The organism is Cytophagia bacterium CHB2 (assembly GCA_030263535.1).
GTDB lineage: Bacteria > Zhuqueibacterota > Zhuqueibacteria > Zhuqueibacterales > Zhuqueibacteraceae > Coneutiohabitans.
Genome location: SZPB01000002.1, coordinates 43,323 through 56,029 on the forward strand (window position 1 = coordinate 43,323; position 12,707 = coordinate 56,029).

Below are 12,707 nucleotides of genomic sequence, written 5' to 3' on the forward strand. Positions count from 1 at the left end.
GAAATTTGAAGTTTCAACCAAGTGGGAATAATCCGTGAAAATCAGTGTTCCTCCGAGGCTAAAGCAAAGGCGCCCTGTAGTAAATGGCTTTAAAACGCCTATTCTTTTCCAAACTCTGCCGGCAAGAATCTACGCCAGATTTCAGACAAGCTGAAATCCGAAGCCCTGCGGGCGGCTCCACCGGATAGATTAACGCCAGCGGATAAAGCTTTTTGTCTTTTTCTCCGTTGGCCTTAATCTATCCGTTGGTGATAAAAAGTTAGAATTTTATTCTAGCTTTGATTTACGAATCCACATAATGGCCTCAATATCCCGCGACCTGAATATTGCCATTCACCGTGTTCAACTTAATGCTGCCTTCACCGCTGCCGAGACGGCCGTGCAGGGCTTTCGGCGAACTCGTTGTTGCCTGCAACGTCAATCCCACCAAATTGATCGTGCCATTCGAGACTTCCGCATCAAACTCTGCTGAAGTGACTTTGGGAATTTGCAAACCGAGCGTGCCGTTCACGGTTTTCAACTCGCAGGCGCCGTTCTTCGGCAAAATCGTTTCGACAAAAACATTGCCGTTGATCAATTCCGCACGCACACTGCCGCGCACGCCGGTCAGCGCCATGTTGCCGTTGGTCAATTCCGCCTTGACTGCGCCGGCAATTTCATGCAATTCCACATTGCCATTGGCGATGGCGACCGTCGCCTGGTTTTGCAGCGAATCCACCAGAACATTGCCGTTGGCGTTTTTGATGATCGCCCGCCAGTTGCCGGGCATGCGCACGTGATAAACCACTTCGAGGCTGCGGCCGTGCGTGTTTTGCGGTTGAACCGTTTGCACGAAAATCTCGTCATTACTGTCGCTCACCCGCACTTCGAGATTGCGCAAATAAGCCCGGGCATCTTCTTCGCTTTCGGAAGTGACGCGGCGCTTGCCCCAGATTTCCACTGTGGTTGCGCCCGGCGCGCCCACCAGATCAATCGGGCCGTTGACGCCTTCCAAACGCAACTGGCTTTGGCTCGCCACATTCACTTGAAAGGAGAACGATTCGGTTACCGTGGCGTCACCGCCGGCATCGATGCCATGATGAATATCGCAAGCGTTAATTGAAAACAGAACGGCGGCGGCAAGCGCCGCGGCGCGCAGCGCGCGTTTTATATTGAATGATTTCTTCATGATGATTCCTCCGATTGTTCAGCCACGGCTTGACCGTGGCTTTAGCACAGTAGATGCCACGGCCAAGCCGTGGTGAACATTGCTGAACTTTCCGATTGCTGCTTGGGATCGTCATTTAAACAACTTGCTCATTTTCTTCAAACCGCTACTCAACGCGAATGGCCGCTAATGTTTTTAATTCGCGATGATTCGCGTCTATTCGCGGTTGGAGATTGGGCAAGTTATTTAATCGTCGCTCCTTAATTCCGCCGTCCCGGACGATATTTGCCCCACATGAATTGCAATCCCAAACCATATTCATAGCCGCTGAAATCCGAGTTCGAATTGAAATCGACGAAATGATATTTCACATCCAAATTCAGGCCGAACCAACTGGTCAGCATGAAATCCAGGCCGCCGCCGGCATAGCCTCCGGCTTTCAGCTTCGAGTTGATGGTAACTTCCTCTTTGTCCCAATATTCTTCATGCACAAAAATATCGGCGAACCAATACGGCCCGGCGCCGAACGCGGCATACGGCCGGAGATTGCTGCGGTTTTGCGGTGAAAACAAATGATAACGCACGCCCAGCAGCACCGGCACCACCGTCATCACGCGCGTGTCCTGGCCGTCAAAACGCGACACGCTTTCGATCTCGCGGCTGATCGCGCCAAGGTTGAATTCCATGAACCAATTTTCACTGGTGCGAGAGAAGAAACTGATCCAGCCGCCTGCGCCGCCGCCTTCCACCGCGTGATAGCGTTGATAATCCGTGATGACAATGCGATCCGGCGCGCTATTCATGTCCCAATACGAGCCGCGCAAACCAATGCCAGTGGCTCTCGGCTCGATTTGCGCCTGGGCATACGAGGCAAATAACGCGAACGTTGCGACGGCAACGAAAATGGCGTTGCATTTACTTCTCATGACAAACCTCACTTTCCAATATGTTATTGTTAGACATTTCACGAGTACATCAACTCGTCATTCAGGAAGAACCCTGTGAGGCTTAGCATCGGAGCAGAATTATTCACAAGATTTCTGCGGAATGACAAACGAATTGACTTACACGAACCGCGATAACAGATCATTAGCGCTCAAAACTCCCAGCTCACCCCGATCGACGGCAGGCGCGGCAGCCACAAATCCGCGCCCTGTTCGAACGTGAGGTCGCCGTTGGGCAGACGAAAATCTTCGAAAAAATAGTTCTTCACATTGGCACGATTATAAAAATTAATGAACTCCACGAACACGGTCACGCGCCCCTGCCCGGCGTCAAAGTCACGGCTCACTTTCACATCCATGCTGTGAAAGGCGGGATAGCGTTCGGAATTCAATTCGCCATAAACTGTGCGATAATACCTCGTGCCATCAGGATATTGCGCCGGCTCAACCGTCGCCGGCGTGTACGGCCATCCGGTATGATATTGCCAGGCCAAATTCACCCGCCAGCGCGGCGCCGGCCGGTATGTTGCATCGAGATAAATCGTGTGGCGCTGATCGAAATTGCGCAAAACCTTCTGTCCCAAGATTTCATCTTCAGCGATGGCATAGGCATAACTGGCCCACCAGGCCAGCTTGCCGCCGGCATCGCGCTTCGCAAAAACTTCCACGCCGCGCGCATCGCCGCGCTCCGGCTCCAGGCGCACGCGATCATCATCCACCTCCGGAAAAAATTCCAGCGAATTCGAAAGGTTGTGATAACGTGGCCGCAACTGCGACAGCCGTTTTTGATAAGCTTCGACGCGCAGATTGACGCCATTTTCAAACTGATGCTCCACGCCCAACACGCGATGCTCGGCCAGTTCTGCCGGATAAAAATCAGCGTCGCCATCCTGCGCCTGCAATTCCTGCAAGCCCTGGGCCTGATAAAAACGACCCCAGCCCAGACGCAACACCGTTGCTTTGCCGAGCGCAAACGCGGCATGCAAACGCGGACTGAAATTTGCATCATCCGTGTGTGAAACGCGATCGTAACGCATGCCCACTTCCACCGTCAACGGCGCGAAGAGGCGCATGCGATCGGCGAAATAAAAACCCATTTCGTTGCCGTTCGGTTCGAGTTGCACGGCAGTGGTGTCATATTCAAAAAGCAAATCATTCGATCCGCGTCCGACGGCATAGGGATCGCTATTGAAGTAATCGTATGCTGCGGCAAAACGCTTCAGGTTGAATCCCCATTTCAAAAAATGGCGTTCCGCCAAGCCCAGGCTCCAATCCTGCTTGATCGCATAGAGGTTGAGACGGCGTTCTTCGAACGCATCCATGTAGACGTTGCGCCGGCCGCTGATGTAATAAATCGCGCGCCGATCCTGGCTCACGCGCCCAACAGACGCCACCGTGCGCGAATAAAGCTGCGGCGACCAAAACGATTGCAAGCCCAGCCAGCCGTAAGAATTGCCATAGCCGGTGTCGGTCACGTCGCCGTCTTCTTCGAGATCGAGATTATCGCCGGCGTGCAACACGTTGGCAGAGAACGTGTGCCGGTTGCTCAAGCGATATTGCCACTTGCCCAGCACGTCGTAATACGTCGGCCGGAATTTGCTTTCAGGTTCGACGACTTGCATCACGAGATCGAAATAACCGCGCCGCGCCGAAGCCAGCCAATGGCCCTTGCCGTTGCCAAACGTGCCCTCGCTCATGACGCGCGCATGCAGCAGACTCAGGCCCAGCGAGGTACGATGGCGCTCCGTTTCCGGCTTGATGGTGTTGATGTCGAACACGCCGCTCAACTTGTTGCCATATTCTGCCGTGAAACCGCCGGTCATGAGATTGATGCCGCCAATCGCCTGCACATCGATGATGCTGAGCGCGCCGCCGTTAATATCTTTGAGATGAAACGGCTCGTACAACTCCAGGCCATCGAGCAGCACCAGCACTTCGTTGTTTTCGCCGCCGCGCACGGTGAATTTTGCGGAGTAATCGCTGGCAGACACGCCCGGCAAGCGCCGCACCGCGCGGTAAATGTCCTCGCCGAAATGTGGAATGTTTTGAATATCCTCGGCAGTCAACGTTTGCTGCGTCACCGGCTCTTCTTGCATAATGGCAAAATGCCCGGGCGTTACCACGACATCCGCCAGGCGCACCGGCGCTTCGCTCAGCTCGAATTTAACTTCGATGGCGGCATTTTCTTTGATGACTAAATTTTCCAGGCGCTGCGACTCGTAACCCACGGCAGTGGCCAGCAGCGTATACGTTCCCACCGGCACGCGGGCAATCGCGAAACGGCCTTCGGCGTCTGTGGCTGCGCCCAGGCGCGAACCCAGCACGCGCACGTTTGCGCCGATGAACGGTTCGCCGGTTTCCGCTGCGATGACGCGGCCTTTGATCTCGCCGTTTTTGATATTGTTGGCGTCGTCTGCGCGCGCGGTAGACATCACAAAAAAACTGCATACCAACAACGCCTTCTGGCACATACGCGACTTGGCAGAATATTTAACCAGAAATCCCACACCGCCTCCTTGTGATTTTTTGCTGATCTTTAGTCACCATCCGGACGCTTTTTAGTTATGGTGATTGCCGTTCATAAACATAATTGCGCGTCATAGGGCAACACCCGGACAGCAACTGTTCGCAGGCTGACTCAAGCAAGGCCAGTGCCAATTTTCGATGGCGAGACAATTCTTTTGTTTACAGAAGATTGTGGTGAGGTTGAAATATCGAGGTTTTGCGGAGGGAATGGGGAAATGCGGAATTTTTCCGCGAAGCGATGCAAAGAGAGAGTGAGAAATTTGTTTCAATTGTGAGCACCGAAATCGAAGTGAACAAAAATCGCTTGATTCTCAAAGCAACACGCCTTAAAATTGCGCCCACCATAAACATTTCACTCCTTGTAGTTGCCAGCAAACTCTCATACAATTTTTTGTGCATCACCCAATTGGTAGAGTGGCATTTTGATCAAACCCGCACTCATCGCGGATTAGGTCAGCCTTTGTGCAAAATTCAGGTACGAAAAATAAATGAACGGCAAAACAACGGCATGCCGAGCAATCTCTCAGAAAAGCTTCATGATCGCATTGTCGCGATTTTTGGGCGTGGTCCGCTAGTTCTACAAAGAACCAAATGAAAATTTCATTCGAAAAAAACTATACCGAGTCTGATGGTATTGATTACCCAGGTATTTTGTCGCAGATCGGTGATCAGCCCATCGAAGCAATCATCTCCTCCCTCCTCGAAGAACTTCCCCACCTCTGGTATGACGCCTATCTCCAAATGACGCAGCGTCCAACCAATGTCTGCCGCTTTACGCACGGCACGTTCGAATACATTTTCGATGATTACGGATCGCTGGAAGCTGCGGGAAAAGCCGCATACGATCGTGCTTCCGAATCCAGGCTTGTGGCGGTTTTAGGTCGGTCAAATCCCATAAAACGCAGCCGCGACGACTATCGCCTGCGCGGCTGGGTTGGCCGCACGGAAGAAAATTTTGGTAAAGAGTGGGACAAGGGGCATTTCATGGCACATTCCCTCGGCGGGGCGGTAGACGGCATCGAAGCCAACGTCTTCGTGCAGCGCCGCGATCTGAATCGCGGTTGGTCCGCCCGCGGCAAGCTTTTCCGCGAGATGGAGAAATACTGCGCCGTGCATCCCGGCACATTCTGCTTCAATCGCCCGCTCTATTGCGATCATTCCGCGCGTCCGGCATTTTTAGAGTTCGGCGTGCTCAAAAGCAACAAACAACTCTGGGTCGAGCGCTTCGACAACCGTTAGAGCCTCGCCGCCCACCTGCCTTCCAGCCTGCCAACAGAACCATCCCGCAGCCGGCAAAAAATCTTTGCGATTGAAATTGTATTACCGAAGTATTATCATGCGGCCTGAATTTCACCGGTCAAAACCACTTTGCTCAAAAATCACTGCATGCCAAAGGATTTCATTATGCCGATCTTCTACCGCAAATTGAGAAAGTATAAATATCAGGTTATGGAAGATTACACGGTTACGATCGCTCTCAAGCCCAAGCAAGACATCGATCATCCGTACATCTCGCTTTCTGCCGGCGGGCAGCTCACGGTGCGCAAGCGTTACGCCTGGGATGGTCCGAGCGGGCCGACCTTCGACACCAAAAGCTTCATGCGCGGCTCGTTGGTACACGATGCCTTATATCAATTGATGCGCCTCAGCCTGCTGGATCACAAAGCCGACCGCAGGCGCGCGGACGAAATTTTGCGGGATATGTGCAAAGCAGACGGCATGTTCTTGCCGCGTACATGGTGGGTGTATTATGGCGTCCGCTGGTTTGGCAAGAGCAGCGCAGCGCCCACGGAAGACAAGGGGGTCGAAATCATTACGGCGCCGTAGCCGGCCAACTTCGAATTTTATTCTTCTCCGATTTGAAACCGTCAATAAACGCGAATCAAAAATTGGCAGATATTCGCGCTTATTGGCGGTTTCAGAGATATGCGAAAATTGTCTGAGTGAAGTGTCCCGCCCAGGTTTCCCCAATTTTATCGCAACAAAAGCATTCGCTTCGTTTGCATAAAATCGCCCGCGTGCAAACGATAGAAATAATACCCGCTGGCAAGTTTTTCCGCGTTGAACCAAACGATGTTGCTGCCGGCGGCTTTCTTCTCATGATCAAAAATCGTCGCGACTTCCTTGCCCAGAACATTATAAACTTTTAACGTGACAAATTCTGCTTGGGGCAGCGTGAATGAAATTTGCGTGCCAGGATTGAAGGGGTTGGGATAATTTTGTTCGAGCACAGCCGTATGCGGCACATTTTCAGGCTCTTCGACGCCGGTGACGGGCAACGGCCTGCTCCAAACGCCGCGCGCCGCCGAGAGTCCGGCAAATAATTTTCCGTCATGGCCGAACAGCGCGCTAACAAAGTCGTTGTCAATCGGTAGATTGCCGGTGATGGTACTCCACGTTGCTCCGCCATCGGTGGAGTACATGACGCCCACCTGATCAACTGCTGCGAACAGCGTGCGGTTGACAATCAAAATATCATCGATAAACGTGTTTTGCAGTTGCGCGCTGAGCGGTTGCCAGCTTACGCCGAAATCTTTCGTCACATAAATGCCGTTTGAGGTTCCGGCATAAACCGTATCGGCAACAGCTTCAAGCGTATAAACATCCCCGACGTTTGCAATGCGGCGATTGAGCCAGCTGTTTCCGTGATCTACACTCACTTGCACGTTTCCTCGCGCGCCCGCAAGCGCTGCACCCGCCAGCATGGCCCCGCTTTGGGTTACGGCAAAGGACGTTACACCCCTCAGGTCTGGGGGAAAACCGGCGCCGGCGCGCTTCCAATTCGCCTGCTTGATAGAAGTCTTGTAAACTCCGCTCGGTTGCAAGCCATCCCAATAGTCGATTGCCGCATAAACCGTGTCGCCAAATTGCTTGACTCCGATAGCGAACGCCTGTGTTTCAAATCCCTCGTTAAAAGCGTGCCACGTTGTTCCAGCATTTGTGCTGCGGCAAATACCGCCGCCCACGAGGGCCACCCACACTGTGTCCTGGCGAACCTCGAAGCCGCGTATGTCGAAATTCATTTCGTCCAGACCGGTTTGATAAACCGCGAAGCTGGCGCCGCCATTGGCGCTGAACCAAAGTCCGGAGTTCTCACTGCCGGCAAAAATGCGCGCGCCGCTTTGCACGAAAGCAAAAACGCGATCTGCCGGCGAGGGCACGGCCTGCCATTGCGCATGAGCCACGCTGGTCCACAATCCCAACAACACCAGAAATTTTGAGATCCCTCCTGCCATTTGTGTTTACTCCCTGTTGTTCGCGTTTAATTTTTTAAACTCGCATAAAATTCTGAAAGTTTATTATCGACAACATTGAAATCCCACCAAAACCCTTTTTACTTTTGTAGGCAGAGTCTAAAGCTGCTCAAAAATCTGCGATTTTAAGTTTGTCGAAAATCCGCTGGAGATAACTTGCTCACTTTTGAAACCGCGAATGAATGCGACTATTCGCTAATTTTAAGATTCGCGTTTATTCGCGTCCCTTCGCGGTTTGTGAAATGGGCAAGTTATTTGAGTGACAATCCTTACTTAACCACCCATTCCGGTTGCGCCAGCAATTGCGCCACGAGATTGCGCAGCGCCACCTGCCACTTCAGCGGCTTGCCTGCTAGGTCTTCCCGGCGTTCTTCATGCAACAACGTTTGCAATGCTTCGTTGCTCATGGCCTCCTGCGCTTCCAGAACCTGCACCCAAAACGGCGAGTCTTTGGCGGCAATGCCTTCCGCGCCGGCGCGCACAATGTTGCCCTCGCGATCCAACAACATGCCGGTGACTTGCAGAACTTCCACGGGCTTGTCTTCCGCGCTCAAAAATCGGATGCCTTCTTCGTATCCCGTTCCCAACACAACTTTTTTCCCAAACATCCCTTTATTGGCTTTAGGATATTCGCTGAAGCCGAGCTTGAGCAGCAACACATACTCAACTTGTTGGGCTTGCATCGCTGCGCCGAGCGCGGCGCGCCAGGCTTTCGAGGGGTTCAGGATATGAATGACCATCGGCGGATATTTGTCATGTTCGAGGCGTTGCATGGCTGCTTCGGGCGGCGCGCCTTCACCCTCGGCGCTGCCGACGTAAACATAAGGCGCGCCCTTTTCCGCCAGCGCTTCGCCGGCCAAATGCTTGCCCCAACCGAGGCTATCCCAATAAGCATTCATCGCCTCGGCCAATGGCTGCAACGCTTTTTCGCGCCCGGCATAAGAAAATTCAGATTTGGTTAATTCGTCAAAGCTGAGGGCGACAAACCCGGCGGCGGCTTTATTGACAACAGCTTTCTTGTTGTATGTTTTTAGGAACGGCGCGCCTTTCAAACGATCGGTTCGACCAGAGACAAACGCATGCAACTCCGCGCCATTCCAAACAAAAACGGCAAACGCAACCAGCCAAATCATCATAACACATTTGGGCAACACAGGCTTGGACATAGATTTCTTCTTTTTTGTATGTGAGATACTGTTCCGTTCGTCAGAAATTACCGCCCGGGCGGTGTAAATTTTCCAAGCGCTGAATCAATACTTGGCTCCAACAATCAAAAAACAAAAGCGCCCGGGCGGTGATCTGAATAGTTACGCATGATCAAATGAAAAACTGCACCGGATACGGCAGGTCCCGGCGGGAGTTGCTAGTCCAAATGGACTATTTTTGTCAAATTCGTCGCGGTCTCCGGGATAATCTTGTCTCGCGAATTCGGTGCACGCTCAAGCACGCAACCTGGTTTCTAAGCTCTCGTTTGTATCGACGGTTTCAAACCGGCATGCGCGATGCCGCGATGTTGCCGTCATGATTGACAATCATATGATGCAGCTATTTTTAGCTCGACTTCGCATTCTGTTGTTTCAACTTTTCGCGCAGGGTTTTGCGGTCAATGCCAAGAATTTCCGCAGCGCGCGTCTTATTGCCGTCCACGCTGGCCAGCACGTTGCAAATATGCTCGATTTCCACCTCCGCGAGCGTGCGCCGGAGGCCATGGCCTCGCTCGGTCGAGAAATGCATGTGCGTGGGCAGATCAGCGACTTCGATCACCTCTTCGTCAGTCATAACGGCCAGCCGTTGCATCAAGTTCTCCAGCTCGCGGATATTGCCTGGCCAATAATAATTTCTTAACGTTTGCAGCGCCTCGTCTGAAAAGCGCAGCGGCACACGCCCCGTTTCTTCAGCAAACTTGCCCGCAAAATAATTGATCAATTGCAACACGTCATCGCCTCTTTCGCGCAACGGCGGAATCTCAATGGCGATCACATTGAGACGATAGAAGAGATCTTCGCGAAAGACTTCTTTTTGAACCAAAGCCGGCAAATCCTTGTTGGTTGCGGCAAGGATTCGTACATCCACCTTTTGCGGAACCGTGCTGCCAACTTTGCGGACTTCTTTATCCTGCAAAACGCGCAACAGCTTCACTTGCATCGCGAGACTGGTCTCACTAACCTCGTCCAGGAAAAGCGAGCCGGCATCCGCTGCTTGAAAAAAGCCGTTGCGGGTTTCGGTGGCGCCGGTGAATGCGCCTTTGACATAGCCAAACAACTCACTCTCTTGCAGCGTTTCCGGAATGGCCCCGCAATTCACCGGTACGAATGCCGCCGAAGCACGCGCGCTGCTGTAATGAATTGCGCGCGCCACCAGTTCCTTGCCGGTGCCGCTCTCGCCGGTGATTAACACCGTCGCCGAGCTGGTGGCGGCTTTGGCAATGACATTGAGCAGCTTCTGCATGGCTTCCGATTTGCCAATCAGGCCCTGCGGCGAGTGCGGCGTTTGAAAGTTGACGGCCTGCACGGCGCGGCGCCGGTGCAATTTCTCGAAAGCGCGTTGCACGGCAGCATGCAGCTCATCATCCGTGAACGGTTTGGCAAGAAAATCCTCCGCGCCGCTTTTGACCGCGGTGACCGCGCCTTCAATGGTCGGGTAACCCGTGATCATCATCACTTCGATATCTTTGAAGTTTTCCCGGATATGGCGAATAAGGGTCATGCCGCTGGCGCCGGGCATTTTCAAATCGGTGATCACCAAGTCTGCCGGCGCAGACTCCAGCATGCGAATGGCTTCCGTCACATTGGGCGCCGTGAAAACTTGATACCCTTGCGAGGTCAAATTGCGTTGCAGCAATTCCAACGTACTCGGCGTGTCATCGACTGCGAGGATGCGGCCTTTATTATCGGAAGCGGTTGTCATTTTTCATTCTCTCAAACAAGGTCGGAGCAAGTGGGCATGACATTCACGAAATCAGCATGAGGAATGCCTTTCCTTGCACTGATTCTGCGGCAAAGCGTCTGAATGCAACGCCTGCGCTGCTTCCGGCGCAGAACATCAGCTTTCCGGAGGTTCCACGATCGGCAAATTGATTTCGAAGCGCGTGCCGTGCCCGACTTTGCTTTCGACGTGGATCGAGCCTCCGTGTGAGGTGACGATGCCATGAACTACTGCCAGGCCCAAACCCGTTCCCTGTCCCACATCCTTCGTTGTAAAAAACGGAGTGAACAATCTGGCTTTCACATCGTCCGTCATGCCTGTTCCGGTATCTTCGACGACAAGCGAAACCTGGCTGTCATCGGCAAAAGTCGCAACAGTCAAACTTCCTCCGTTCGGAGTGGCTTGCAAAGAATTGACGGCCAAATTAACCAACACCTGCTGCAGTTGCGTGGCATCGGCCGTGATATGGGGCAGATCCGGCGCCAATTCGAGAATCAACCGGATACCCTGCTTGGCAAAGCGTGACTCGAGAAAAAAAAGGCTTTCCTGCACAATCTCATTCAAATTGACGCGCGCTTTGGTAGGCGGCATTTGCCGGGCAAACATCAACAATTTCTTGATCACCTCGCGCGCGTGCAGCGCAGATGAAACGATTTTTTCAATATCCTGTTCCGTTTGCGCGGGCAGCCCGGGAGATTTTCGGGCAAGCTGTGCAAAACCCAAAATATTTGCCAGCGGCTCATTCAACTCGTGCGCGACACCCGCGGCAAGCTGGCCGATGGTGGCTAATCGATCAGCGTGCTGCAGTTGATATTGCAGACGCGCTTTGTCGCTTTCAGCCTGACGGCGCTCGACAATAAGTTCGACGTGATTGGCAACCGCCTCGATCAGGCTGCGTTCTTCGTTGAGAAATAATCCCAGTTCTGAAGGGGGAGTGTTTTCCAAGTAAGCAATTTCCACGGCGCCGCGGCGCTTGCCATTTACGACGATGTCAGCAGACAGCTTGCGCGGGCTTTCGTGAAAATTTGTTGTGGTGTAGGGGCGATGATCGAGAATGATTCGGCCAACGGCAAATTCCGGGTGCTGCATGGCGAGAGGCAGCAAATTCACGATGTTCTGCAGAAGCTCTTCCAGGGAGAGGTTCGGGCGAACGGCAATTTGCATGATGCCGTACAGGCAGGTCAGTTCCTTGACGCGTTCGCGCAAATCCCGTTTTGCGCGCTGTGCGGAGTCCGTCACATCTGCTGCGTGTGCGTCATGTTCATAACGATCCTGATTCATAGCGTCGACATCAATTGAAATTCGCGAAGAAGATACCCTCCTTGCAGGTGAAAGTCAAGTGCCCCCGCCCGGGGAATCCCAATGAAACCAATCGGCAGGCAGGCATTTCACCGATTCATGCAGGAGTAAATCTTATTTGCTGCGCTCTCAAGAGAAATGGTTGGGGACGATCGCTTCATGCGCCGTTCTTGCCAAATAGACGCGTGCTTGGTTTGATTGGCGCACACTCAATTTGCTGAAAGCCCTTTGAACCGCGGTAAAAAGCTCTTCTTCAGTAAAGGGTTTCACCAAATACTCGGCCCCTCCGGCTTTGGCAGCCACTAAAGTCTCTCGAATTGCAGCAGAACCGGTGACGATCATGACTTCCGTGTGCTTGAAATTTCTTCGAATGTGCCTGATCAAATCATGCCCGCTGCCTTCCGGCATCTTCAACGCGGTAATGACCAGATCAACCGGCCTTGCCGCCAGGATTTGAGTCGCCTCGCTGACGCCGGTGGCCGAGACAACCTCATATCCTTTCGCACTCAGATGTCTCCGGAGCAATTCCAACATGTTCGGATCTTCATCCACGATCAGAATACATTCTTTGTCGGTTACAGGCGCCATGAGGAATCTGTTTGGTGATTGATG

Annotated in this window: 10 protein-coding genes; 2 read left to right on the forward strand and 8 right to left on the reverse strand. The window is 52.8% G+C overall.

Going from position 1 to position 12,707, the window contains the following annotated elements; translation table 11 throughout:
* Positions 1–304 precede the first annotated feature (304 nt).
* The 3 genes from FBQ85_00580 to FBQ85_00590 all read right to left on the reverse strand — a co-directional run bounded on the left by FBQ85_00580 (position 305) and on the right by FBQ85_00590 (position 4,598).
* On the reverse strand, positions 305–1,168 hold the full coding sequence (locus FBQ85_00580; protein ID MDL1873658.1) for a DUF4097 domain-containing protein: 864 nt from the start codon (positions 1,166–1,168) through the stop codon (positions 305–307).
* A gap of 239 nt (positions 1,169–1,407) precedes the next feature.
* Positions 1,408–2,073: a hypothetical protein gene (locus tag FBQ85_00585; protein MDL1873659.1), complete on the reverse strand. Its 666-nt coding sequence runs from the start codon at positions 2,071–2,073 to the stop codon at positions 1,408–1,410.
* A gap of 170 nt (positions 2,074–2,243) precedes the next feature.
* Positions 2,244–4,598, reverse strand: coding sequence for a TonB-dependent receptor (locus FBQ85_00590; GenBank protein ID MDL1873660.1), 2,355 nt, complete (start codon positions 4,596–4,598; stop codon positions 2,244–2,246).
* A 610-nt stretch (positions 4,599–5,208) separates the two neighbouring features.
* On the opposite strand from FBQ85_00590, the gene FBQ85_00595 reads away from it, so the two are divergent.
* Positions 5,209–5,856: a hypothetical protein gene (locus FBQ85_00595; protein ID MDL1873661.1), complete on the forward strand. Its 648-nt coding sequence runs from the start codon at positions 5,209–5,211 to the stop codon at positions 5,854–5,856.
* Between the two features lie 162 nt (positions 5,857–6,018).
* Positions 6,019–6,444 (forward strand): DUF1353 domain-containing protein, encoded by a 426-nt coding sequence (locus FBQ85_00600; protein MDL1873662.1) that lies wholly within the window; start codon positions 6,019–6,021, stop codon positions 6,442–6,444.
* A 146-nt stretch (positions 6,445–6,590) separates the two neighbouring features.
* Here FBQ85_00600 and FBQ85_00605 read toward each other — a convergent pair whose 3' ends face one another.
* From FBQ85_00605 to FBQ85_00625, 5 genes are all read right to left on the reverse strand, one after another.
* Positions 6,591–7,040 (reverse strand): T9SS type A sorting domain-containing protein, encoded by a 450-nt coding sequence (locus FBQ85_00605; GenBank protein ID MDL1873663.1) that lies wholly within the window; start codon positions 7,038–7,040, stop codon positions 6,591–6,593.
* A gap of 1,100 nt (positions 7,041–8,140) precedes the next feature.
* On the reverse strand, positions 8,141–9,037 hold the full coding sequence (locus FBQ85_00610; GenBank protein MDL1873664.1) for a hypothetical protein: 897 nt from the start codon (positions 9,035–9,037) through the stop codon (positions 8,141–8,143).
* 385 nt (positions 9,038–9,422) lie between these two features.
* Positions 9,423–10,778, reverse strand: a complete 1,356-nt coding sequence (locus tag FBQ85_00615) for a sigma-54-dependent Fis family transcriptional regulator (protein MDL1873665.1) — start codon at positions 10,776–10,778, stop codon at positions 9,423–9,425.
* A 135-nt stretch (positions 10,779–10,913) separates the two neighbouring features.
* A complete protein-coding gene (locus FBQ85_00620) occupies positions 10,914–12,077 on the reverse strand; it encodes a PAS domain-containing sensor histidine kinase (GenBank protein ID MDL1873666.1) in 1,164 nt (387 codons plus the stop codon).
* 147 nt (positions 12,078–12,224) lie between these two features.
* Complete coding sequence (locus FBQ85_00625; GenBank protein MDL1873667.1) at positions 12,225–12,683, reverse strand: response regulator; 459 nt, start codon at positions 12,681–12,683, stop codon at positions 12,225–12,227.
* Positions 12,684–12,707: the final 24 nt, after the last annotated feature.